At 64.8% G+C, this 24,522-nt stretch carries 20 protein-coding genes; 9 read left to right on the top strand and 11 right to left on the bottom strand.

The window, feature by feature from the left end; translation table 11 throughout:
- The first annotated feature begins 25 nt into the window (after positions 1-25).
- Both BLQ92_RS29310 and BLQ92_RS29305 read left to right on the top strand, forming a co-directional pair.
- Positions 26-661 (top strand): LysE family translocator, encoded by a 636-nt coding sequence (locus tag BLQ92_RS29310; RefSeq protein WP_090690203.1) that lies wholly within the window; start codon positions 26-28, stop codon positions 659-661.
- A 273-nt stretch (positions 662-934) separates the two neighbouring features.
- Positions 935-1,723 (top strand): sulfite exporter TauE/SafE family protein, encoded by a 789-nt coding sequence (locus BLQ92_RS29305; protein WP_090690199.1) that lies wholly within the window; start codon positions 935-937, stop codon positions 1,721-1,723.
- Between the two features lie 109 nt (positions 1,724-1,832).
- On the opposite strand, the gene BLQ92_RS29300 is transcribed toward BLQ92_RS29305, so the two are convergent.
- Together BLQ92_RS29300 and BLQ92_RS29295 are read right to left on the bottom strand one after the other, a co-directional pair.
- On the bottom strand, positions 1,833-2,087 hold the full coding sequence (locus BLQ92_RS29300) for a hypothetical protein (RefSeq protein WP_090690195.1): 255 nt from the start codon (positions 2,085-2,087) through the stop codon (positions 1,833-1,835).
- 362 nt (positions 2,088-2,449) lie between these two features.
- Positions 2,450-2,806, bottom strand: coding sequence for a BON domain-containing protein (locus tag BLQ92_RS29295; protein WP_090690192.1), 357 nt, complete (start codon positions 2,804-2,806; stop codon positions 2,450-2,452).
- 643 nt (positions 2,807-3,449) lie between these two features.
- On the opposite strand from BLQ92_RS29295, the gene BLQ92_RS29290 reads away from it, so the two are divergent.
- The 3 genes from BLQ92_RS29290 to BLQ92_RS29280 all read left to right on the top strand — a co-directional run bounded on the left by BLQ92_RS29290 (position 3,450) and on the right by BLQ92_RS29280 (position 6,833).
- Complete coding sequence (locus tag BLQ92_RS29290; RefSeq protein ID WP_090690188.1) at positions 3,450-4,859, top strand: TAXI family TRAP transporter solute-binding subunit; 1,410 nt, start codon at positions 3,450-3,452, stop codon at positions 4,857-4,859.
- 129 nt (positions 4,860-4,988) lie between these two features.
- Positions 4,989-5,630 (top strand): 2-hydroxychromene-2-carboxylate isomerase, encoded by a 642-nt coding sequence (locus BLQ92_RS29285; protein ID WP_090690184.1) that lies wholly within the window; start codon positions 4,989-4,991, stop codon positions 5,628-5,630.
- Positions 5,631-5,873: 243 nt separating this feature from the next.
- A complete protein-coding gene (locus BLQ92_RS29280) occupies positions 5,874-6,833 on the top strand; it encodes a LysR substrate-binding domain-containing protein (protein ID WP_090690179.1) in 960 nt (319 codons plus the stop codon).
- 100 nt (positions 6,834-6,933) lie between these two features.
- On the opposite strand, the gene xdhC is transcribed toward BLQ92_RS29280, so the two are convergent.
- From xdhC to xdhA, 3 genes are read right to left on the bottom strand one after another with little or no spacing between them, the layout of a single operon-like run.
- Positions 6,934-7,503 (bottom strand): xanthine dehydrogenase accessory protein XdhC, encoded by a 570-nt coding sequence (xdhC, locus tag BLQ92_RS29275; RefSeq protein WP_425312520.1) that lies wholly within the window; start codon positions 7,501-7,503, stop codon positions 6,934-6,936.
- 47 nt (positions 7,504-7,550) lie between these two features.
- On the bottom strand, positions 7,551-9,917 hold the full coding sequence (xdhB, locus tag BLQ92_RS29270) for a xanthine dehydrogenase molybdopterin binding subunit (protein ID WP_090690172.1): 2,367 nt from the start codon (positions 9,915-9,917) through the stop codon (positions 7,551-7,553).
- Between the two features lie 31 nt (positions 9,918-9,948).
- Complete coding sequence (gene xdhA, locus BLQ92_RS29265; RefSeq protein ID WP_090690167.1) at positions 9,949-11,466, bottom strand: xanthine dehydrogenase small subunit; 1,518 nt, start codon at positions 11,464-11,466, stop codon at positions 9,949-9,951.
- 379 nt (positions 11,467-11,845) lie between these two features.
- Here xdhA and BLQ92_RS29260 point away from each other — a divergent pair, with 379 nt between their 5' ends.
- Entirely contained in the window at positions 11,846-13,057 is a 1,212-nt protein-coding gene (locus BLQ92_RS29260) for an MFS transporter (RefSeq protein WP_090690164.1), read from the top strand.
- 21 nt (positions 13,058-13,078) lie between these two features.
- On the opposite strand, the gene BLQ92_RS29255 is transcribed toward BLQ92_RS29260, so the two are convergent.
- The 5 genes from BLQ92_RS29255 to aspT (BLQ92_RS29235) all read right to left on the bottom strand — a co-directional run bounded on the left by BLQ92_RS29255 (position 13,079) and on the right by aspT (BLQ92_RS29235) (position 20,292).
- Positions 13,079-13,318 carry a DUF6900 domain-containing protein gene (locus tag BLQ92_RS29255; RefSeq protein WP_090690161.1) on the bottom strand — a complete coding sequence of 80 codons (240 nt, stop codon included), beginning with the start codon at positions 13,316-13,318 and terminating at the stop codon, positions 13,079-13,081.
- 280 nt (positions 13,319-13,598) lie between these two features.
- A complete protein-coding gene (locus BLQ92_RS29250; protein ID WP_090690158.1) occupies positions 13,599-14,828 on the bottom strand; it encodes a pyridoxal-phosphate-dependent aminotransferase family protein in 1,230 nt (409 codons plus the stop codon).
- A gap of 249 nt (positions 14,829-15,077) precedes the next feature.
- The gene (locus tag BLQ92_RS29245) at positions 15,078-16,727 is read right to left on the bottom strand and encodes a bifunctional aspartate transaminase/aspartate 4-decarboxylase (RefSeq protein WP_090690154.1); all 1,650 of its coding nucleotides are present in this window, start codon (positions 16,725-16,727) and stop codon (positions 15,078-15,080) included.
- A gap of 111 nt (positions 16,728-16,838) precedes the next feature.
- Positions 16,839-18,521: an aspartate-alanine antiporter gene (gene aspT, locus BLQ92_RS29240; RefSeq protein ID WP_090690151.1), complete on the bottom strand. Its 1,683-nt coding sequence runs from the start codon at positions 18,519-18,521 to the stop codon at positions 16,839-16,841.
- 88 nt (positions 18,522-18,609) lie between these two features.
- On the bottom strand, positions 18,610-20,292 hold the full coding sequence (gene aspT, locus BLQ92_RS29235) for an aspartate-alanine antiporter (RefSeq protein ID WP_090690147.1): 1,683 nt from the start codon (positions 20,290-20,292) through the stop codon (positions 18,610-18,612).
- Positions 20,293-20,862: 570 nt separating this feature from the next.
- Between aspT (BLQ92_RS29235) and BLQ92_RS29230 the strand changes: the two genes are divergently transcribed.
- Positions 20,863-21,870 carry a LysR family transcriptional regulator gene (locus tag BLQ92_RS29230; RefSeq protein WP_090690144.1) on the top strand — a complete coding sequence of 336 codons (1,008 nt, stop codon included), beginning with the start codon at positions 20,863-20,865 and terminating at the stop codon, positions 21,868-21,870.
- Positions 21,871-21,900: 30 nt separating this feature from the next.
- Positions 21,901-22,899: a 2-hydroxyacid dehydrogenase gene (locus tag BLQ92_RS29225; protein WP_090690140.1), complete on the top strand. Its 999-nt coding sequence runs from the start codon at positions 21,901-21,903 to the stop codon at positions 22,897-22,899.
- A 33-nt stretch (positions 22,900-22,932) separates the two neighbouring features.
- Here the strand turns inward: BLQ92_RS29225 and BLQ92_RS29220 are convergent, their stop codons facing one another.
- Positions 22,933-23,457 carry a plasmid fertility inhibition factor family protein gene (locus tag BLQ92_RS29220; protein ID WP_090690137.1) on the bottom strand — a complete coding sequence of 175 codons (525 nt, stop codon included), beginning with the start codon at positions 23,455-23,457 and terminating at the stop codon, positions 22,933-22,935.
- Between the two features lie 163 nt (positions 23,458-23,620).
- Between BLQ92_RS29220 and BLQ92_RS29215 the strand changes: the two genes are divergently transcribed.
- On the top strand, positions 23,621-24,445 hold the full coding sequence (locus tag BLQ92_RS29215) for a crotonase/enoyl-CoA hydratase family protein (protein ID WP_090690136.1): 825 nt from the start codon (positions 23,621-23,623) through the stop codon (positions 24,443-24,445).
- Positions 24,446-24,522 lie beyond the last annotated feature (77 nt).

Raw genomic sequence — 24,522 nt, 5'->3', positions numbered from 1 at the left:
AAACTCTGAATAACAAGGAGCAGGCATGTCGAGTACCGCCCTTTTCTTCACCGCCGCAGGCGTCGGGCTCGCAGTCGCGGCGCCCGTCGGACCGATGGGCATGCTGTGCATCCGCCGCACGCTTGCGGAAGGTCCGCAGACGGGCCTGGCGATCGGCATCGGCATTGCCAGCGGCGACGCAGTCTACGGCCTGATCGCCGCGCTAGGACTGGTCGGTCTTTCGCACTTCATGCTCGCTTACGACAGGCCGCTGCATTTCGCCGCCGGCCTGTTCCTGCTCTACCTCGGCCTGCGCGCGCTGCTGCAGAAAGCACCGGCCGACGCTGAGGCGGCCGATAGCCCGCTCGCCCGCAAAGGCTACGCCGGCACCGTGCGCGCCTATGCCAGCGCGCTGCTCCTGACTCTCACGAACCCGCAGACCGTCATCATGTTCGCGGCGCTCTTCACGACACTCGCGCCACGCGGCACGTTCTCCACGAGCGTCGCGCTGACCACCGTGTCGGGCGTGTTCTGCGGCTCGATCGCGTGGTGGTGCTGCCTCGTCACCACCGTGGCGCTGGCCCGGCATGCGCTCGGCAGCAAGCTGCGCCGCCTGATCGACCGCGGCGTAGGCATGGGCCTCGCTCTGTTCGGCCTCGTGGAGATTCGCCGGGCGCTCTAGGGCCTCTTCACGCGTATAGGCAGCCCTCGCAGGTTGCCGGCGTCCGGGCTCCCGGCGTCCGGGCTTCCGGCATGTAGGCGGCCCGGATGCCGGCCACCCTGACGACAGCAGCCTGAATGCCGTCACATGCAGCGGACACGCGTCCTCTCCAGTTTTGCGACAATAGCGCCTTTGCCGCGCCCGTTCGCGCCGCCGATCCCTCGTCCGCAACCCGGCACGCCGGGATCGACGGCGCGCTTCGCAAACCTCACACGACCGGCAGCGGTCTGCTCCATGTCACTCCCCCATATCGATCTTCTGTATTCGGTTTCCGGCCTGTTCGTGGGTTTCCTCGTCGGACTGACCGGCGTCGGCGGCGGCTCGCTGATGACGCCGATCCTGGTGCTGCTGTTCAACGTGCACCCCGCCACTGCAGTCGGCACCGATCTACTGTACGCCGCAGCCACCAAGGCGACCGGCACGCTCGTGCATGGCCTGAAGGGCTCGGTGGACTGGCAGGTGACCCTGCGCCTCGCGGCCGGCAGTGTGCCCGCGGCGACCATCACGCTGATCCTGCTGCACCGCTATGGGATGGATACACCCGGCGCAAGCCGGCTGATCCAGGTCGTGCTGGGCGCCGCCTTGCTGATTACCGCGGTGGCGCTGGTGTTCCGGCCGCAACTGGCCAAGCTCGGCGCGGGCCGGCAAAGCGCGCTCACGCAGGGCCGCACGCTCGGCTTGACCGTGCTGACGGGAGCAGTGCTGGGGGTGCTGGTGTCGCTGACTTCGGTGGGCGCCGGTGCGATCGGCGTGACGGTGCTGTTGCTGCTGTATCCGCGCCTGCCCACCACGCGGATCGTCGGCTCGGACATCGCGCATGCCGTGCCGCTGACGCTCCTGGCCGGCGCGGGCCACTGGCTGCTGGGCTCGATCGACTGGTCGATGCTCCTCTCGTTACTGGTGGGCTCGCTGCCGGGCATTGCGATCGGCAGCTTCCTGTCGGCGCGCGCCCCGGACGCCCTGCTGCGCAACGTCCTCGCCGCCACGCTGACGCTCGTCGGCGTCAGGCTGGTGCTGGCCTGAGGCGACTGCCGGCCGTGCGCCGGCGGCACTGCCTGGCGCGGGCCGTGGGCGGCCGCCCCGTCTGCGCGGACGGCGCCACGCGCAGCGCAAGGCCAGCGCGGTCGTCGCCTTACTTGAAGAAACGGCAAGTCAGGTCGGTTTCGAACTCCCGCACCCAATAGCCGGCGTCGTCGGCGCGATAAGACTGCGCCCAGCCGCCACGCCGCACCGTCACCAGCCGGCGCAGATGCGCGAGGTCGTCCGGATCGGGCGACCCGGTGATTTCAAAGTGCGCCGGCGCAAAGCCGTGCCGCGCGCACACCAGTTCGAAGGCTGCCCGATCGGTGATCGGCAGGTCTGTGTAGCGTTGAAAGGTCGTGTCCATTTCGGTTCACTCCGGGTTCACACCGGATCAGCTCCGGCTTTGCTCTGAATCCCAGCCTTTACACTACGCCTCCACCAGGGAAATTTGTGTGTCACAGCGCACCAGCGATCGCCGCGCTGCAGCGCGCGCCACAGCTCCGCTCGCATAACGGGTCCGCCCCAATGCAAAACGGGCCCCGGCGATTCGCCAAGACCCGTTCCGGGCGCCGCTGAGCGCTACGCTCGGGCGCTTTTTTCCATCATCAGGAATACCGTGCCCTCGCCTGCCGCGTCATCGCGCATCTGCAAGCGGGCAACGGCTGCCGTGGCGCGCGTTGTGCCGTCAAAGCCGGCTGGCCCCGACGGCCACGCGCGCGGCATCCATCAGTTAGGCAGCACCACCGTCAGCTTGTTCGCCACCGAGGTCACGCCGGCGACACCTTGCGCAACTTCACCGGCCTTGTCGACCTGGCCTTGATCAGGCACCGAACCCGTCAGCGTCACGGCGCCGCCGCGAGCCCGCACGGCAATGCTCGACACGTCGATACCCTGAGCCTTGGCGAGCGCGGAGCGCACCTTGAGACCCAGACTACGGTTCGCCTTCTTGACGGTCTTGGCGCTCGGGGCAGCCATTGCGCCGCTCGCCGTGCCCATTGCATCGCTTGACTGGGCATACGTGTTGCATGCGACCACCACCGCCACCACACCACCCAGCACCTTCAGAAAATCGACCGATTTCATGATTTCTCCTTTTTACTTCGGTTATGACCGCATGTATCAAGCGGCTTCGTTACGACTTCCGGCGGCCGTGACGCCGCACGCGACAAGGCGCGGCTGGGCGACGGCCGATTAAGGCTGCGACACGGGTGCGAGAGGCGAGAGAAACCGGCCTGCGCGATCAATGTGGATGCGCTGGCCAGCGTGCCGCGAAGTCCGCCAGCGCGCCCGGTTCTACTGTGTCGTGCCGGGTCACGCTGCGCAAACGTTGAAGCGCCGCAGCGATGCACAATTTAATCTACACGCGCGAGAAGCGCAAAGGGTTTAACGCAGGGCAGCGGCCCGGCGCGTAGGGTTCGGGAGGATGCAAGATGCATTTCCTGCACGCTTCATGCGACTTTGAGCGGCGCTTCAGGTGGGTTCCAGGCGCATTTCGCCCGGGTTTCACGCTCGCTTCATGCGAGTTTCACCTTTTGTTACGGGTTTGTCGCCCCCCGCCCAGCCGTACCTGCCGACACCGCGTCAATCTCATGTACCATCGGCGCGAGCACGCCGCTGCGGGCCTTGCCGCGGACCTCGGCTCATGCGCCTGTCATGCACGGGCCACGCCTCAAGTCACGCAATTGCCTGCCGTCACCGAACCACATTGTCGCCGTCACGCCTGCCCATGAAGTCTTCCACCGGCCGCAAACCTCCCCGCCTCGTCGCCCGTTTCGTGGCGATCTCGTGGCGCGACCTCGCGGTATCCTTCGGTCCGATCCTGCTGATCGCCGCCGCCGCCATCTGGGTCGCCGTACGCCTGATCCAGCCCGCCCCGCCCGACACCCTGACCATCACGACCGGTCCGCAGGGCAGCTCGTTCTGGAATGCCGCGCAGAAGTACAAGGCGATTCTCGCGCGCAACCGCATCACGCTCAACGTGCTGACCTCCGAAGGCTCGGCCGAGAACCTCAAGCGCCTCGCCGATCCGAACAGCAAGGTCGACGTGGGCTTCGTGCAGGACGGCGTCGCCCAGGGCCCGGTGCCCGATGGCCTGACGTCGCTCGGCAGCGTGGCCTACGTGCCGCTCGCGATCTTCTATCACGGCCCCACCGTCACCCGGCTCTCCGAGTTCAAAGGCAAGCGTCTTGCCATCGGCGCGGAAGGCAGCGGCACGCGTGAACTGGCGCTGGCGCTGCTGAAGGCGAATGGCATCGAGCCAGGCGGCGCCACCCAACTGCTACCTCTGTCCGGCGACGATGCGGCCAAGGCGCTGGTCTCGGGCGATGTCGACGCCGCGTTCCTGACCGGCGATTCGGCACAGCCGCCGGTGATGGGCAAGCTGTACCGCACGCCCAACGTGCAGTTCTACAACTTCACCCAGGCTGAAGCGTATGCGCGGCGCTTTCCCTACCTGACGCAGATCCATCTGCCGATGGGCGCATTCGATCTCGGCAAGAACCTGCCGCCGGCGCCGATCCAGATGGTGGCGCCGACCGAAGAGCTGGTGGCGCGCGACTCGCTGCACCCCGCGCTCTCCGATCTGCTGATCGAGGCGGCCCGCGAGGTGCATGGCAAAGCCAACGTGATGCAGCATGCCGGCGAATTTCCGGCGCCGCTCGCCCACGACTTCCCGATCAGCGACGACGCCGCGCGCTACTACAAGTCGGGCAAGAGCTTCCTGTACCGCATCTTCCCGTTCTGGATTGCGAGCCTCGCGGACCGCTTGCTGGTGGTCGTGGTGCCGCTGATCGTCTTGCTGGTTCCCGCGTTGCGGGTGGTGCCGTCGCTCTACGCATGGCGCGTCAAATCGCGTATTTATCGCTGGTACGGCGCGCTGATCGCGATCGAGCGCGGCGTGCTCGGCGAGACCTCTGCCGAGGAACGCCAGACGCTGCTGGAACGGCTCGATACGATCGAGGAATCGGTCAACGGTCTGAAGATGCCACTTGCCTACGCCGACCAGTTCTACGTGCTGCGCGAGCATATCGGCTTCGTGCGCGAACGGCTCTTGCACACACGCGACGCTCAGGCGGAGACTGGCCGGATGGACGGACAGGAGGATAGCGAGGCTGCGGTGCAGGAAAACCCGCGCTGAAACACATCGCACCTGCACACGGCCCCGGCTCCGCGTAAGATCACGTCAAACTGGATGGTTTAGCAGGCACGCGTAGCAGACGCCTGCGCTGCCCGTTCCGTCCAGATCCGAGCAATCCGGGAGAGACCTATGACCGATGGCATCGACGCCACGCAACCGCTGTGGTTTTACGACTTCGTCTCGCCGTTTACGTATCTGTTGCTCGAGCAACACGACAAGTGGCCGGGGTTTGAATTCGTCCCCACGCCGGTTGTCCTGAACCAGCTTTACGAGCACTGGGGCCAGCGCCCCGCCTACGGCGTGCCCCCCAAGCGCGTGTACATGTACCGCCACGCCCTGTTTCGCGCGGACCAGCTCGGCATTCCGTTCAAGATGCCGCCGGCCCATCCGTTCGATTCGACCAAGGCGATGCTGCTGGCGGTCGCGGTCAAGGCCGACATCCACTGCGTGCGGGATATCTTTCGCTTTATCTGGCGCGAGGGGCGCGATCCGTCGAGCGACGAAGGGTTCGCCGCGCTGTGCGAACGGATCGGTGTGCCCGACGGTCCCGAGCTGATCGAGCGCGAAGAGGTCAAGGCGCAACTGCTGCGCAATACCACCGATGCGATTGCATTGGGCGTATTCGGCGTGCCCACCTTCTGGCTCAACGACCAGTTGTTCTGGGGCGAGGATGCCCTGCCGATGGTGCTGTACTGCGCCCGCACGCCGAACTGGCTCGATTCGAAGGAAGTGAAGCGCATTAGCACGTTGCCCTCCGGGATCCAGGTTTGAGCCGCGCAGCGGATTGAAAGCTTAACGTCAGGATCCGGCGAGCCCATCAGGTGTGCTGACGGCCGGCGACTGACGTGCCCGCCAGCCGCCGCGTGCCGTGTGATGCCGGCCATACCGCGCCCGCTATGGCGGGCGCACGGCAAACGGGCCTAAGGTTATGGTCTTCGCGCCCTGCTTCGCGAGCCGTCCGGGTGGCGGCTCTCATGCGGCGCATCTTCTGAGTCTGACCCGCCCACCTGATCCATGGACGACACCGCCGCCTCCCTCGATATCTGGCTCGTGCGCGTGCTGCGTACGCTGCTCGTCGAGCGCAGCGTGACGCAGACGGCGCTGCGCCTCAACCAGACCCAGCCTGCCATCAGCACCGCGCTGCGCAAGCTGCGCGAAACGCTCAACGACCCGATTCTGGTGCGCGGTAAATCCGGCATGGTGCCGACCGAATACGGCGCCTCGCTGCTGGCGTCGGCGCAACAGGTGCTGCGCGAAGTGGACTTTGTGGCGACCCCGCATGGCGATTTCGATCCGGGCCGCTCGCGGCGCATCTTTCGGGTCGCGGCGCCCGACTATCTGAACGACTTTTTCATGCCGACCGTGATCGCACAGTTTCGCGAGGCGGCGCCGCATGCGCGTCTGGAAATCGATTCGCTCAATCCCACGCTCGATCATGCGGCGGCGCTCGATGCCGGCGAACTCGATCTGGTGATCGGCAACTGGCCGAAGCCCGATGCGCGCTTCGAGAAAAGCGATCTGTTCTCGGATACGGTGGTATGCCTGATGCGTGCGGATCATCCGCTGGCGCAGGCGCCGATGACGCGGGAGACCTACCTGGCAGCCCCGCATCTCGCGCCGACGCCGTATAGCGGCGCCAGCAGCGGCGCGGTCGATATCGGCTTCGCCAGGGCCGGCGCCGAGCGGCGCATCGTCACGACGCTGCCCTACTTCGGCCTCGTGCCGCAAGTGCTGCTGCAATCGGATCTGATCTTTACGACGACACGGCGCTTTGCGATGCACTACGCGAACATCCTGCCGCTCGCGGTGGTGGACGTGCCGATCCCGTTTCCGCGCATCAAGTGCTATCAGTTGTGGCATCCGCGGCCGGACCGGCCGAGCGATCTCGGCTGGCTGCGCACGTTGATGTCGCAGGTGTCGGAGCGGCTGGTGGCGCAGAAAGCGCGGCGGGTGAAGCGCGCGCCCGCGCTGTAGACGCCACAGGTGCTGTCCGGTGCAGACGCCAGGACGGCTGGAGCGGCGGGTGACGCGGGGAGAAGTGGGAAGGCTGTCGCGGCCGGGGCCGCTCGGAGACTCAGACGCTAGCGCAAAGGTCTCGCGGCGCGTGCGTCGTATGCTGCGAGCACCGCGAGCGCACCTGCAGCAACTCCGCGCACACGGCCACCGCGATCGACTGCGGCGCCTTGTCGACGATTCCCGCTACACCGATCGGGCAGGTCATCTCCGCGAGCCGGTCCAGATCGACACCCCGCTCGATCAGCCGGCGCTCGAATTTCACGCGCTTGGTCTTCGAGCCGATCATGCCGAAGTAGGTGAAATCGCGCCGCCGCATGATGCGCACGGCGAGCGAGAAATCGAGCGCGTGGTTGTGCGTCATCACCAGAAAATAGGCGCCGGCCGGCGCGTTGTCGACGATCACGTCGGGCGTGTCGGTCGGCTCGACCTGCACGTTGGCGGGCACCTCATCGGGGAACAGCTCGTCGCGCTCGTCGACCCATTGCACGACGCACGGCAGGCGTCCGAGCAAGGTGACGAGCGCGTGGCCGACGTGGCCAGCGCCGAACAGCACGATATGCATCGGCGCCGGGGGCGACGCAGCATCGCTGCTGCGCCGGCCAACCTGAACGAAAGAAGGTGCGTTCATCGCGAGCATTCCGGTGGGTCGCTTCGGTTATCGGTGGTTATTGACGCTTATTGGCGCGGCGCAGCCGTAGCCGCACGCACCGCGCTCACCGCCTTGAGGATCTCTTCGCTCGTCGCAGGCGCGTTCAGCGGCGGATTGACCTTGTAGTCGCCCACGCTCGCCACCGCATCGCGGATCGCAAAGAACACCGAGAACGGCAGCAGCAGCGGCGGCTCGCCGGTGGCCTTCGAACGGTGAATGCTGTCCTCGGCATTCTTGTTCTTGAAGAGCCTGACGCGGAAATCGGGCGGCGTGTCGTTCACCGTCGGGATCTTGTAGGTGGACGGCGCATGCGTCATCAGCTTGCCGTCGGCCTTCCACCACAGTTCTTCGGTGGTGAGCCAGCCCATGCCCTGGATAAACGCGCCTTCCACCTGGCCGACGTCGAGCGCCGGATTCAGCGATGCGCCCACGTCATGCAGCGCATCGGCGCGCAGCACGCGCATTTCGCCGGTCAGCGTGTCGATCACCACTTCCGAGACCGCCGCGCCATACGAGTAGTAGTAGAACGGGCGGCCCTGCAGCTTCGACTGATCCCAGTACAGCTTCGGCGTGGCATAGAAACCGTCCGACCAGAGCTGCACGCGCGCCAGATAGGCTTTGGCGATGATCTCTTCAAACGGCAGCACGGCCTCGCCGACCCGTACGCGGTCGTGTGCGAAGCGCACGCTGTCCGCGCTCACCTGGCCTGCGCCGAAACGCTCGGCGGCGAAGGCCGAGAGGCGCTCGCGCAACTGGCGTGCAGCGTCCTGCGCGGCCTTGCCGTTCAGATCGGAGCCGGTCGAAGCGGCGGTAGCCGAGGTGTTCGCCACCTTGCTGGTGTCGGTCGCTGTGACACGCACGCGGCTGAAGCTGATGCCGAGTTCGTGCGCGACGACCTGCGCCACCTTGGTATTCAGCCCCTGCCCCATCTCCGTGCCGCCGTGGTTCACCAGCACCGAGCCGTCGGTGTAGATGTGCACCAACGCACCGGCCTGGTTGAAGTGGGTCACGTTGAACGCAATGCCGAACTTCACCGGCGTGAGCGCGAGCCCCTTCTTCAGCACCTCGTTGTTCGCGTTGAACTCGCGGATCGCGGCGCGGCGTGCGCGGTAATCGCTGGTCGCTTCGAGTTCGTCGATCAGCTCGTGGATCACGTTGTCTTCGACCACCTGACCATACGGCGTCTGATTCCGTTCGGTCTTGCCGTACAAGTTGCGGCGGCGCACGTCGAGCGAATCCTCGCCGAGCGAACGCGCGATGTTGTCCATGATGTATTCGATCGCGAACGCGCCTTGCGGGCCGCCGAAGCCGCGGAACGCGGTGTTCGACTGCGTGTTGGTCTTGCCGCAGAAGCCATCGATCGTCACGTCGGACAGCCAGTACGCGTTGTCGAAGTGGCACAGCGCACGCGTCATCACGGGACCGGACAGGTCGGCGGAGAAGCCGCAGCGCGAGGTCATGTCGACGCTCACGCCATCGATCACGCCCTTTTCGTCGTAGCCGACTTCATACGTGTAGTGGAAATCATGGCGCTTGCCGGTGACCATCATGTCGTCGTCGCGGTCCGGACGCAGCTTCACCGGGCACAGCAGCTTCCATGCGGCAATCGCGGCACAGCAGGCGAACAGGCCCGACTGCGATTCCTTGCCGCCGAAACCGCCGCCCATCCGGCGGCACTCGACCTGCACGTTATGCGACGGCACGTGCAACGCGTGCGCCACCATGTGCTGCATCTCGGTCGGGTGCTGGGTCGAACAGTAGATGTGCATGCCGTCGTCGTCCTTCGGCACTGCGTACGAAATCTGCCCTTCCAGATAGAACTGCTCCTGGCCTCCGAGCAGCATTTCGCCGGCGTCGTGATGCGCTGCACGGGCAATCTTGGCGCTCGCTTCGCCGCGCGCGAGCTTCATCGGCGGCAGTACGTGCTGATTGGCGGCGCGAGCCTGCTGCGCGGTGAGGATCGCCGGCAGCTCTTCATAGACCACTTCGGCGCGCCGCGCCGCGAGGCGGGCCGCTTCGTGCGAGACGGCGACCACGATGAACATCGGCTGACCGACATACTGCACCAGGCCGTCGGCGAGGATCGGGTCGTCGCCGTGGATGATCGGGCCGACGTCGTTGACGCCGGGAATATCCTGCGCCGTGAAAACGGCGACTACGCCGGGTGTGGCGCGCACCTTGTCGAGCGACATCGAGACGATCTTCGCATGCGCCTTCGGCGACAGGCCAAGCGCGGCGTGCAACGTGCCGGCGAGCACGGGAATGTCGTCGGTGTAGGTCGCGCGGCCGCTCACGTGCAGATGCGCGGATTCATGCGGACGCGAGACATGCACCTGGGTGAAGTCGTCGAAATCCTGAGCGTCTTTCAGGAACGGTTCTGCTTGCTGATTCATTCGAATGGTTCTCCGTATCCGTGGGACGGCTTCAGGCGTTCGCGCCGGCGGCTTCTACTGCGCGCACATCGAGTGCGGACCTGGGCAGCGGATTGTGCGGGCGGGTTTCGAGCCAGAAGCGATACAGCGTGTTCTTGGCCGCGTCGAGACGGTAGTTGCTGGTGGCGCGCATGTCGCTCAACGGCGCGTAGTCGTTGCCGAGCGCGATCATCGCCGCCTGCGCGGTGGCTTCGTGCCATTCGGCATCGCGCAGCACCGCTTCGGCGTGGGTCGCGCGCTTCGAGGTGGCGGCCATGCCGCCGAAGGCAATGCGCGGCTCGCGGATCGTGTCGCCGTCAGCGATAAACGAGAACGCCGCGCACACCGCCGAGATGTCCGAGTCGAAGCGCTTGGAGAGCTTGTAGGTGCGGAATTGCAGGTTCTGGCGCGCGCCGCTGCGGGTCGGCACCTTCAGGCCGACCACGAACTCATGCTCGGCCATGTCCTTCTTCTGATACGCGAGGTACAGGTCTTCGAGCGGCATCTCGCGTTCGATCTCGCCTCCGCGCACCACCACATGCGCGCCGAGGGCGATCAGGCCCGGCATCGAATCGCCGATCGGCGAGCCGTTGGCAATGTTGCCGCCGAGCGTGCCGGCGTTGCGGATCGGCAGCGAGGCAAAGCGCTTCCACATCTCGGTCAGTTCGGGATAGTGCTTCGCGAGCGCTTCATAAGCCGTCTCGACGCTCACGCCCGCGCCGATCTCGATCCAGTCGTTCGTGACCGCGATGCGCTGCAAGGCTTCGATCTGGCCGACGTAGACGATGTTGCCCAATTCGCGCATCTGCTTGGTGACCCACAAGCCGATGTCGGTGCTGCCGGCGAGGATGCGCGTGGCCGGCTGCGCGGCCTTGATCTGTGCGAGCGCCTCGACCGTGCGCGGCGCGACGAATTGCTGGCCGGCGAATTCGTAGTGGAAGGTTTCGCCGCGCTTGAGCGTGGCGAGCTTGGCCGACAGCGCGGCGAGGTCGACCGGCGCCTTCGGCGCGGGCGCTTCGAACATGCGCACCGCCGCATCGACGATCGGCCGGTAGCCCGTGCAGCGGCACAGGTTGCCGGTCAGCGCGTTGCTGATGTCGTCGCGCGAGGGGACGGTCTTGTTGGCGCAGCTATGCTCGTGGCCGTGCTTTTCGTACAGCGACCACATCGACATCACGAAGCCCGGCGTGCAGAAGCCGCACTGCGAGCCGTGACATTCGACCATCGCCTCCTGCACCGGGTGCAGCGAACCATCCGGCTGGCGCAGGTCTTCGACCGTGAAGAGCGCCTTGCCGTCGAGCGTGGGCAGGAACTGGATGCAGGCGTTGACCGCCTTGAAGTTGACGCCACCGGCTGCGTCGCGCTCGCCGACCACGACCGTGCATGCGCCGCAGTCGCCTTCGGCACACCCTTCCTTGGTGCCGGTGCAATGCGCGTCTTCGCGCAGGTACTGCAGCACGGTGCGGGTGACAGGCGCGTCCTTGATCTCGCGGATCGCGTTGCGGTGGTAGAAGCGAATCGGCTGGGTCATGTCTCGTACTCTCGGGTTTTTCTGTGTCCGTGGGGACCATGCTGCAGTGACGGTTCGAACGCTATCACCGTCAATATTTGCAACCCATAGCCCGGAACACATGCGGGACATATCGTTGCGACGATAAGGAGATCAGTTTGGAGCAAAGTGCGCTTATACAGGGCGCATTTAATTACCGTATTTTTCTCATAAATACGCTCTTTTGGCCATGCGCACGGAAATCTCACCGTCCCCAGAGACGCTTACCGCGCCAAAACGCCCCCTTTATTTCGATCCGGCACCGTATTTTTATAGGGAAAATAATTAAGCAACTCCTGCAAGGGAATCGGTTCCATGGGAGAATCATGGCTCCCCGCCGTTTTCAAGTCTCGTTTTCCCCATGTCCGCCGACACAGCCACTCCGCGCAGCGAATTTGCGACCACTTTGCAGATCATTCCGGTCGTGTTTTTCACGTTTATTTGCTATCTGACCATCGGGATTCCGCTGGCGGTGCTGCCAGGCTACGTCCATGACGACCTCGGCTTCAGCGCGATCATCGCGGGGGCGGCGATCAGCGTGCAGTACCTGGCGACCCTCGCCTCGCGCGCCCTCGCAGGACGCTCGGCCGACACGCTCGGGCCCAAGCGCACGGTGGCAATCGGCCTGATCGGCTGCGGCACGAGCGGCGTGATGCTGCTGCTCGCCGTGTTGTGCGCTCACTGGCCGGCGCTCAGCCTGAGCTTGCTGGTGTTGAGCCGGCTGGTGCTCGGTTTCGGCGAGAGCCTGTGCGGGACGGGCGCGATTCTGTGGGGGATCGGGCGGGTCGGCGTGTCGCACAACGCGCGCGTGATCTCGTGGAACGGCATTGCCACCTACGGCGCACTGGCCATCGGCGCGCCGCTTGGAGTGGCAATTGCCCATCTGGTGGGCTATACGGCGCTCGGCATCGTGGTGATCGCGCTGGCGGCGCTTGGCTACTACCTTGCCCGGCACATCGCGGCCGTGCCGATCGTGCACGGCGAACGGATGTCGTACCGCAGCGTCTTCATGCGGGTATTGCCGCACGGCATCGGGCTGGCGCTCGGATCGGCCGGTTTCGGCTCGATCGCCACCTTCATCACGCTGTTCTACGCGGCGCGGCACTGGCCGAATGCCGCGCTCTCGCTGACCGTGTTCGGTACGCTGTTTATCGGCGCGCGCCTGTTGTTCGCCAATACGATCAAGACCTATGGCGGCTTCCGGGTGGCGATTGTGTCGTTCTCGTTCGAATGTGTCGGCCTGCTGATGCTGTGGCTCGCGCCCGAGCCGCACTTCGCGCTGGCCGGGGCCGCGCTGACGGGTTTTGGTTTTGCTCTGGTGTTTCCGGCGCTCGGCGTCGAAGCGGTCGGACTGGTGCCGCCTGCCAGCCGCGGTGCGGCGCTGTCGGCGTACTCGGTGTTTCTCGACCTGTCGCTGGGGATTACCGGGCCGCTCGCCGGCTATATCGCGGGCGCCTTCGGTTATGGGTCGGTGTTTCTGTTTGCGGCCACGGCCTCGGCGGCCGCCGTGGCGCTTTCGACCATGCTGTATCTGCGCAACGCCCGGGTGCCCAACGCGCCCGCAGCGACCTGAGCGTCCAGTCGCTGACAGGAATTACGGGAAATACACCTCATCGGTCGGCTGCGCGCCGCCGTTACCTTCGCGGGCGACCCGCCGCCCGACCACCAGGCCGGCATCGTAAGCCGCCTCGAGCGCCACGATGAGATGTTCGATATTGACGATGCGGAAGTCCGCAGTCGGTTTGGCGGTCGGTTCGAGCTTGTCGATGCCGAGGACGTCAGTTGCAATCGCCTGCAGAAGCGCGAGGCGTTCGTCGTAGATGGTATTGCTCATTTCGTACCCCCTTTACAGGCGGGGCGTGAGACCTCACATGAGAAATCACTGTTGCCCTGGTTGCCTTTGATTTACCTCATCAGACAAGTGTAATAATAGTAAGGAATGGAGAGCTTGGCACGTGGCGTGCAGTCGCAGCTCGGCGCCACATCCCATAAATCGACGGCAACCGCGTCAATCTGACGCGCAATTGCTGCAAAGTTCGGCTAACGGGGACACACCGTCCGGCGAGGGCAAGCCGGCGCATACCGGCCCGCGCCTACATTCAGCAGCTTCGCAACTAGCGCGCCGCCACGCCGCGCGCCCCACCCGACAGCGACTTCTCAAGCGCGGCCACCCCGGCCGGCAAATCGACCGCCACGCCGAGATCCAGCACGGTCCGGCCCAGCGCGTGGAGCGTGCGGAACAGGTTGTGTTCGCGGCACTGCTCGCCCATCTGGCCGATGCGCACGATCGGCAAGCCGAACGAGCCGGAGATTTCCACCTGGTGCTGGCGCGAGATATGGCCGCAGATATCGGCAGGACTCAGGCCTTGCGGCACCTCGATCCCGACCACCGAATTCAGGCGGCAGGCCGCCGGCGTATAAAGCTGCAAGCCGAGCGCCGTGATGCCTTCCTGCAGCGCGACCGAGCATTTCAGATGCCGCGCGAAACGCTTCTCCAGCGTCTCCGCACACACGAGGCGCAACGCCTCATGCAAGGCCAGCACGCCCGAGACCGGCGCCGTGTAGTGATAGCCGGCGTTGTGCCAGAAATTTTCCGCGAGCGAGGCATCGAGACACCAGTGTGCGTTCGGCGCCTTGCGGTTTTTGACGCGCTCCCACGCGGCGTCGGAGAAGGCGATCAACGAGACGCCCGGAATCGACGACAGCCCTTTCTGGCCGCCGGTAATCACCGCGTCGATGCCCCACGCGTCCATCTCGAGCGGCATGGTGGAGAGCGTACACACTGCGTCGACGATCACCAGCGCGCCCGCTGCTTTCGCCAGCGCGGCGATGTCCTTCAGATGATGATTGACCACCGTGTTGGACGTCTCGCCCTGCACGATCGTGACGATCTCGGGCCGCTCGCGGCGAATCGCTTCGGCCACCTCGTCGAGACTCGCCACGGAGCGATCCGCAACGTCGAGCGTCGACACCTCGGCGCCCACGCGCCGCCCCATCTCCGCCATCCGTTCGCTGAAAAAGCCGTTCTTGATGCTAAGCACGCGGGTGCCCGTCCAGGCCAGGTTGGAGATCGCCATTTCCATCGCGGCCGAACCCGGACCGGCCACGCCCAGCACCCACTTCGAGTGGGTCTGGAACACGTAGCGCGCCATCGTCTTCACCTGGCCGATCACCTTCACCATCGTGCCGCCCAGATGGTTGATGACGACCGTGTTGGCCTTGGCGACCGCGGCGGGAATCGGCACGGGGCCGGCGCCCATCATCAACAGCGGCTCTTCGGGGAGGATGGCGTCGAGCGATTCGACGTCCGGACAGGGTACGGGTGTGGACGATGTGGTCGGCATGATCTGATCGGTACGGAGGATGTCAAAGTGCAGCAGCGACCGAGTGTGCCTATGAATCTACCCATCAGGCATTCATCAAGGCAATCAGGCTGCTCAGATGCAAGCGGCCTCGCCAATTGTGACGCTGGCGAGGCCGCTGTACCGATCATTCACCGATCCGGGCGATTGTGCAAGTTCTTTGACAGTGCGTTTGACAATGCCAGTCGCCCGCGGCGCGGGCCGATGGCCCACGCTTACCCGCTCACGCGTTTACTTCACCGCGTGCTTGTCGAGTTTGCTGCCGGTGTCCTTGTTGTAGCGTTCGACATACTCCTCGATCAGCTTGCGCATGGCGCGGCCGATCTGGCGGTAGTCGGACTCGTTGAGGTTCGCGAGCGACACCCGGCCCGACGGATGCTGCGTGCCGAAGCCCTTGCCCGGCAGAAGCACCACCCGCGCCTCGCGCGCGAGCCGGAACAGCAACTCGCTCGGCTCGGTATTCTTGAGCAGCCACTCCACGAACTTGCGTCCGAACATCCGCTCGCCGAGAAACTCGATGTCGAGAATCGTGTAGTAGTCGACCTGGTTCGGATCGTCGTCTTCGAAGGAGATGCCCACCTCTTCGTACAGCGCCTGCTTGCGGCTGCGAATCAGGCGCTTCAACGCGTTCTTGTAGGCGTCCGGCGTATCCATCAACGAGAACAGCGAGAACAGCACCATCTGCACCTGCTGCGGCGTCGACAGGCCCGCAGTGTGGTTCAGCGCCACGGTTCGGCTGTCGGCCACCAGACGGTCGATGAACTTCAGCTTGTCCGGCTCGGTTGTAATCGACTCGTAGCGCGTGTGCAGTTCCTTCTTCACGTCCTTCGGCAATTCGCCGAGGAGGCGGTCGAGCACGTTGTCGCGATGCGTCGCGATGGTGCCGAGACGCCAGCCGGTCGCACCGAAGTACTTCGAATACGAGTACACCAGAATCGTGTTCTTCGGCGCGAGGGCGAACAGCGACACGAAGTCGTCGGCGAAGGTGCCGTACACGTCGTCGGTCAGCAGGATCAGGTCCGGGCGTTCCTTGACGATCTCGGCAATGTATTGAAGGCTCTCGTCGTTGATCTTCACCGAAGGCGGATTGCTCGGATTGACGAGGAAGAACGCCTTCACCATCGGGTCGCGCAGCTTGTCGAGTTCCTTCTTCGAATACTGCCAGCCGCTTTCCACCGTCGCTTCGAGATTGACGACATTGAGCTGATAGTCGTTCAGACGCGGAATCTCGATGTACGGCGTGAAGATCGGCATGCCGAGCGCGATCGTATCGCCCGCCCTGATCAGATGGTTCTCGCGCAGCGTGTTGAAGATATAGGTCATCGCCGCGGTGCCGCCTTCCACCGCGAAGATGTCGAACTCACCGACGAACGGATGCTTGCCGATCATCTCGCGGCGCAGGTACTGGCCGACGATGATCTCCGAGAGCTTCAGCATGCGATCCGGCACCGGGTAGTTCGAGGCCAGGATGCCTTCGCACATTTCATACAGGAAGTCGCCGGCCGACAGACCCAGTTGATCGCGCACGTATGAAACGGCGCCGCGCAGGAAATCGATGCCTGGCACACCTTTGTTTTCCCGCAGGAACAGATCGAAGCGCTCCGTGAGTCCGTCGCGGCGCGGGAAGCCGCCCACGCCCTCGGGCATGAATGCGAACGAACGCTCCGACTCGCGCATCGCGAAGAGCCCGAGTTGCCAGAAGCCGTGGCGCGGAATCGTCGCGAGGAAGTTCGGGTTGCCGCGCCCGGCGTTGAGCATCGACACGTTCGCGGCCCGCTCTACCGCGCCGCCGCCGGCGGCCTTGATCAGTTCGTCCTTCAGTTCGAACGGGCTGAGTGCGGCTAGCTTCGCCTGTTCGCTTTCACTTTTGTCTTTTGCCATGATGCGTTCTCCATTGCAAGGGTGAATACGCCGGCGGGGGCGCGCTCCTGCGCGCAGCGCCGGCGTGAAGGAATGAGGGTTGCGAGTCGTGCCTGTGAGACTGGACCCGCGTTACACGAGACCCACGACAAGCGGCCCGAGCAGCGTCAGCGCTACGTTGGCGATCGCGTAGGTGATGGCGAACGGCACGGTGGGCACCGCGCTTTCCGCCTTGTCGAGCACGCCGCCGAAAGCCGGGTTGGCGCTGCGCGAGCCGGACAGCGCGCCGGCCAGAATCGCGGCGTTCTTGTAACCGAGCACATAGCGGCCGAACAGCATGGTCAAGAGCAGCGGGAACAGCGTGACGAACACACCCAGCAGGAAGATCGTCATGCCGCTCTGCTTGACCGTCACCACCGCTTGCAGGCCGGAATTCAGCCCCACCACCGCGACGAAGGCGGCGAGCCCGAAGTCCTTCAGCAACTGCGAGGCGGCCGAGGGCAACACGCCATACATCGGATGCTTGCCGCGCATCCAGCCGAACAGCAGGCCCGCCAGCAGGCAGCCGCCACCCGAGCCGAGCGTGAGCGGAATCCCACCCACATTCAGAACGATCAGCCCGATCAGCAAGCCGAGTACAAGGCCGACACCCATGTAGATAAAGTCGGTCTTGTTGCTGTACGGCAACTCGTAACCGGCTGCATCGACAGCACGCTTGGTGTCTTTCGGCGAGCCGTAGAAGGTGATCACGTCGCCGTGTTCGAGCTTCGTTTCCGGCAGGATCGGCAGCGGCTGGCCGGCGCGTGTCGCGCCTTCGATATACACGCCGTGGCGCAGATCGCGGTCCACGTTCTGACGCACTTCGGCGATCGTCGTGTGATTCATGCCCTTGCGCGTGAACACGCCCTGGCGCGTCTGCATCACGACGCCAATGTCCTCGGCGTTGGCGATCTCGTTGCCGTTCGCGCCGAATGCGACCACCGCCTCACGGCGGCCTACCACCAGCACTTCGTCGTTGAGCTGCAACGTCAGATCGGGGGTCGGCTCCACGCTCTTACCGGCACGCTTGATCCGCTCGATCGTCAACATGTCCTGATGCAGGGTTTCGACTGCCTTGACCGTTTTCCCGGCGCTGACATCGATCTTGTACGCCCGCCCCACCACCTCCGGCAACGCCGACAACTGCCCTGGCGTCGTGGCCGGTGCATTACCGGCCAGTTCCTTCTCCGCCTCGATCGACGCCTCTCGCAAGCCCTGCCCCATGAACTTCGGCAGGATATTCACGCAGACGATGATCGCCCCGAGCGAGCCGAACACGTAGGTCACCGCGTAGGCGATCGCGACGTCGGACTGCAGCGACTTGATCTGGTCGGCCGGCAAACCGAGACGCGCAATCGCATCGCCCGCCGTGCCGATGATGGCCGACTGGGTCAGCGCACCGCCCGCAAGTCCTGCAGCGAGCCCCTTGTTGAGGTGAAACAGCTTCGCACACACAACCACCGTCACCAGCGCCGACACAGCAAGGAAGATCGCCATGGCGATTTCGCGCAGCGTCTTGCGGTTCAGCGAGTTGAAGAAGCCCGGTCCCGAGTCGTAGCCGACCGCGTAGATGAACACGGCGAACATCACCGACTTCACGCCGTTGTCGATCGTGACACCGGCCTGGCTGATCACCACGGCGGCGAGCAGCGAACCGCCCACCCCGCCGAGCTGGAACTTGCCGAATTTGATCTGGCCAACGTAGTAGCCGACCGCCAGGGAGAGAAATAACGCTATCTCCGGTGACTTATGAAAGATGTGGTGTAGCCAGTCCATCGTGCCCTCGCTATGAATGATGACCGTACTGCCTGATTTGAATGCCTGCGGACGTCGTGGCACTCCCGTCCGCGGCTCTGTGCTGCGCCTAGCCGAACTTCCCGGCCAGCCCGACAACCACGGGCCCCATCAACGGCAGCAGGATGTTGGAGAGCGCGTACGTGATCGTGTAGCCGATCACGGGCGTCGAATTGCCGGTCACACCGACCAGCGCGCTGATGGCCGGCGTGCTGCACTGCTGCCCGGCGATCGCACCGAGCAGCATCGGGGTTTCGAGTTTGAGAAACATGCGGCCGATCCATAGCGACAGGAGCCCGGGCACCAGCACCATCAGAATCCCGACGAACGGCAAGGCGACGCCGTACTCGCGAACCAGCTTGATCGCATCGGGGCCGGCGGAGAGGCCGACTGCGGCGATGAAGGTGGCCAGCCCGAAGTCCTTGAGGATCTGCGCCGCGGCGGACGGCAGCGAACCGACCAGCGGATAGCGCGAGCGGATCCAGCCGAACAGCAGGCCCGAGAGCAGGCAGCCGCCGCCCGTGCCCAGCGCCACCGACACCCCGCCGATGCGGCCGCCCAGATGGCCGATCGCCATACCGAGCAAGACGCCCAGCCCGAGGTACACGAAATCGGTCTTCTGTGTAGCGGCGAGCACATAACCGAGCTGGCGCGCGCCGCGCGCCACGTCGGCCTTTGCACCGACCAGCGTGAGCACGTCACCGCGGTTGAGTTCGGTGCCCGGCAAGGCGGGCACCCGTGTCTCGAGCCGTGTCACCGCGGCGATGTAGACGCCCCGCCCTTGCGCCGGGTCGGCCCGCTCGCGCAACTGGGCGACAGTGAGGCCGTCTGCCTCGCGCCGCGTCAACACCACGTCCACGCGTTCGACCGCGAGCGCGCCGAAGCGCTCGTCGGCTATTTCCGTGCCGAGAGCCGCGGCGGCCGTCACCAGCGCCTCGCGCCGGCCGGCCACCAGTGCGAAATCGCCGTCGGCGAGCAGCAAGTTCGGTTCGAGCGGAAGGCTCGCGCCGTTGCGCTCCACCTGCTCGACGGTCAGGTTGCAGCCGTAGCGTTGCTCGAGCGCGCCGATCGTCTGTCCCGCCGCCGGGCCAATGCGGAAGGCCCGGCTGACCAGCGCAGGCGCACCCATGCGCTGGCCTTCGTCGAGCGCGCCGTCGCCGCCCAGCTTGCGCCACACGCGTTGGGCGTCCTCGCGCAGATTGACGCGCAACAGCAACGGCGCGAACTGGCTGGTGAACAGCACGATGGTGATCAGGCCGAACAGGTAGCTGACGCTGTATGCGGTCACGATGTTGGCCTGCAGGCGCGCGGTTTCGGCGTCGGCGAAGCCCAGCTTGGAGATCGCCTCCGAAGCGGTGCCGATCACCGCCGACTCGGTGGCGGCGCCGGCCAGCAGTCCCGCCGCCGTGCCCGCATCGAGCCGCAGCGCGAACACCGCGATCATCACCAGCACCAGCACCGAGACGATTTCGACGATCGACAACAAGCCGTAGCGCCAGCCGCGCCCGATATTGGCGAAGAATTGCGGGCCACCGGTAAATCCCAACGCGAAGATAAACAGGGCAAAAGCAATGTTTTTTAGATCCGGGGCGAGCCGTGCACCGGTTTGCCCGAGTAGCAGCGCTACGATCAAAGTGCCGCAAACACCGCCAAGCTGGATTGGTCCGATCTTGAAGGAGCCAATGAAATATCCGAGAGCGAGACTCGCAAACAGCGCGATTTCCGGCTGCGACCTGAGCAATTCAACGATCATGTTGTAGTTCGCCGCTTTACCGTGGATTTATGACAAAAGCGAAAAAAATTGCCTCGAAATTTACAAAAACCGATTCTGCGCATTCGCTATGGACGCGACAAGCCCAACGCCTCGCACGCGTGACCTAGGTCATTCAATTAAGAATTTATTGCATCGTCATGAGGTGCCCGGCATCCAGACGGGCGATGCGGCAGTGCCGCGACAGCGGGCTGTACAAGCTGGATTGGAGATGCGCATCGATTCCTCGTGAAGTGGCCCAACCACCGGGAAATTCGCTTATATGGACGGCTCGCCCGTCAATTGCTGCTCGAATCAAGTGAATTCGGCCAATTCCCGATCCCTCTCAGATCGCTTAGACAACTTTGGGAAATTCCCATGAACCGGAATCATTCATCAAGTGAGTTCAATAGATATTGTAATTCCGTGTGATAGTCAATATTATTTTCAACAGACGCTGTAGTGCCCGTAGTACCTGTAGTACCGCTGGTCCGGACGATTCCTTGATTTGGCAGCTGTGCCGCTGGGTAAAACACCACCCGGTTTTCCAACAAGCACAAAAGGCGAATACCAATGAACCAGATTCATGCAATGCGCGTTTTCGTAAGAGTTGCGGAGACAGAGAGCTTCCGCCGCGCAGCCCAGCAACTCGCCGTGTCGAATGCACTTGTCACACGTTCGATCGCCACACTCGAAGCTCACCTTAAAACCCGGCTCATCAACCGCACTACGCGAAACGTCGCCCTCACCGAAGCCGGCACGCGCTACCTGGAGGGTTGCCGCGGTCTGCTCGAAGAACTCGACCGCCTCGAGAACGCACTCGGCGATACCCAGGCCGAGCCCGGCGGCACGCTGCGGCTGGTCGCCTCCGGCGCGCTCTCGTTGCTTTCGCTGACACCCTTGCTCGATGGCTTCCGCCGGCATTATCCGAAGGTCAACGTGCGCCTGACGCTGACCGACCGGCACGTGGACCTGATCGAAGAAGGTTACGACGTCGGCATCGTCACCGGTTTCTCGGCGCAGGGCCACGATCTGATCGAGCGGCCGCTCGGCACGCATTCGCTGGTGGTCTGCGCGACGCCTGGCTACCTGGCCGAGCACGGCACGCCTTATGCACCCGGGCAACTCGCGCTACATGCCTTCATCGGACTGCCGACTGAACAGCGCGGCGCCAACTGGCACTTTGCCGGGCCAGCGCAGCGCACCGAAGAAATCACGCTGCAACCCGTGTATTCGGTCAACAGCGCGATGATGGTGCGGCTCGGCGTGCTGGCCGGGATGGGCATTGCGATCCTGCCCTGGCAGATGGTGGCGGACGACCTGGCAAGCGGCGCCTTGACGCGCGTGATGGGAGACCACCGGGTGGACGATCCCGACGTCAAGGTGTCGATCGTCTATCCGAACCGCCAGTTCCTGCCGGCGAAAACGCGCTCGTTCGTCGAGCACACGCTTGCCTATTTCCTGCAGGCCACCGTTAGCGCCGGCGAGACAGCGCCGCCGGAGCCGACGCCCGCGCAAAACCTGACGCCACTCATGGGAGGTGAGCGGCGCACCAGCCTGCACGCGCCGCGCGACGATTAAACTAGCGGCATGTCCTCCGCGGAGAGCCTCATGCGCATGATCCTGTTCAGCAGCCGCCAGTACGACCGCGACACGTTTCACGAATCAAATGCCGCGTACGGGTACGACCTGCACTTTCAGGAATCGCATCTCGACGTCGAAACGGCGGTGCTGGCGGAGGGCTTCGAGGTGGTCTGCCCGTTCGTCAACGACCGCGCTGACGCCGCCGTCCTCGAGCGGCTGCATGCGGGCGGCACGCGCCTGATTGCGCTGCGCTCGGCAGGCTTCAATCACGTCGATCTGGCGGCCGCGCAGCGCCTGGGAATCGCCGTGGTGCGCGTGCCGGCCTATTCGCCGCACGCGGTCGCCGAGCATGCGGTTGGGCTGATCCTTGCGTTGAACCGGCGCCTCGCGCGTGCGGCAGCACGTACCCGCGAGGGCGATTTTTCGCTACATGGATTGCTCGGTTTCGATCTGCACGGCAAGACCGCGGGCGTGATCGGCACCGGGATGATTGGGCGGGTGTTTGGCCGGATCATGGCAGGCTTCGGCATGCAGGTGCTCGCATACGACCCCGGCACGCCGGCAGACGATCTGCTGGCGCTCGGCGCGCGCTATGTGCCGCTCGAGACGCTGCTCGCGCAAAGCGACATCGTCAGCCTGCACTGTCCGCTGGTGCCGGACACTTACCATCTGATCGACGAGGCGGCGCTCGCCAAGATGAAGCGCGGCGCGATGCTGATCAATACCGGGCGCGGCGGCCTCGTCGAAAGCAACGCGCTGATCGGCGCGCTCAAGAGCGGCCAGCTCGGCAACCTCGGGCTCGATGTCTACGAGGAAGAAGGCGGCCTGTTCTTCGAGGATCATTCGAACCTGCCGCTGCAGGACGACGTGCTGGCGCGTCTGTTGATGTTCCCCAATGTGATCGTGACCGCTCATCAGGCATTCTTCACTCGCGAGGCGATGAACGAAATCGCCCAGACGACGCTCGGCAATGTAGCGGCCTGGCGCGACGGCACGCCGCGCAATCTGGTGCCGGCGCGCGGCTAGCGGCTAGCCGCACGGGGCCAGCGCCGTGCTGACCTAGCGCGCTCCGGTGTCCATGGTCTGGCGAATCGCGGTGCGCGCGTCGTCAGCGGCACCGCACACTTCACGCAGCAAGGCCGCCTCGCGTTCCGCGACTTCCACCGGAAACCAGCGTGCCCCGGCTTCGGCCAGATAGCGCGCGCGATGCTGGCCGTTGCGGAACGCCACCACGCCCTCGTGCTCGAGCCTAAGCCAGCCCATCATGCCGGGCGCGCGGCGGGTCGACACCGTCACGTAAGGCATCTGCGGGATGCGCGGATTCTCCGGATCGAGAAACTCGCGAATGCCGCGCACCTTGCCCGCATGCCACTCGGCGACGGGTTTCAGCACATAGTCGGTGTTGTCGCGGCTTGCGCACTCGAGCAGCTTGCGGGCGTCGACCAACACGACCTGATGACGCGTCGCGTCGGCTACGAACACGCGCTTTAAGCGCACATGGTCGTACCACGGGTGTTCATACAGGGGAACGATCCATATCGGTTCAGCCATGGAAGGTTCGAGAAGGGGCGTGGGCGATGACATGAGCAATGACAAGTGCGGACTCGGCAGGCCGGTGCCCAGGCACCGACTCTGGCAAAAAGCGCTTACGCTACGGTTCGCTCATGAAGTATATGTGACAACGCCCGGCAATAATCAGTCAGCATAAAACGCATTCTGGCGGATGCAGCCAGTGAGGGAGACGACGATGACTTCAGAACACTTCGGCGAGTCCGTGAGGATCGAAGCGAACGATGCAAATGATGCAAATGATGCAATCGCCACGATCGTGCTCGAGCGGCCAGTATGCCGCAACGCGGTCGACCGCCCGACTGCCGACGCGTTGAGCGCCGCGTTCCGGCGCTTCGAAGCGGAACCGGCGTGGCGCGTCGCGGTGCTGTTCGGAGCGGGCGGCACCTTCTGCGCGGGCGCCGACCTGAGCGCGCTCGGCGACGACGCGCGCCGCAACGAACTGCATGCCGACGGCAGCGGCCCGGGACCGATGGGGCCGACCCGCATGGCCTTCACCAAGCCGGTGATCGCCGCGATTGCCGGCTACGCGGTCGCAGGCGGACTGGAACTGGCCGCGATGTGTGACTTGCGGGTGGTCGAGGAGGACGCGGTGCTGGGCGTGTTCTGCCGGCGGGTCGGCATCCCGCTGATCGACGGGGGGACGATCCGGCTGCCGCGGCTGATCGGGCTATCGCGCGCCCTGGACCTGATCCTGACTGGGCGCGCACTCGGTGCTCAGGAGGCCTTGGCATTCGGGCTCGCCAACCGGGTGGTGGCGACCGGCGCCGCACGCGCCGCGGCCGAGCAGCTCGCGGCGGAACTGGCTGCGTTTCCGCAAGCCGCGCTGCTGGCGGACCGCCGCTCGGCCCTCGAGAACAGCGTGCTCGACGATCTGCCGGAGGCGTTGCGTCGTGAAGGTGCAGGCGGTTATCAGGCGGTGTTCGCGGAAGGCGTAGCGGGCGCGCTGCGGTTTGCGAAGGGCGCCGGCCGCCACGGCGAGGCGCTGATGCCTGATGCCTGATGCCTGATGCCTGATGCCTGATGCCTGATGCCTGATGCCTGATGCCTGATGCCTGATGCCTGATGCCTGATGCCTGA

The organism is Paraburkholderia phenazinium (assembly GCF_900100735.1).
Classification (GTDB): domain Bacteria; phylum Pseudomonadota; class Gammaproteobacteria; order Burkholderiales; family Burkholderiaceae; genus Paraburkholderia; species Paraburkholderia phenazinia.
Note: the sequence above shows the minus strand (reverse complement) of the source record. Positions and strands in the feature narration are given on the sequence as shown.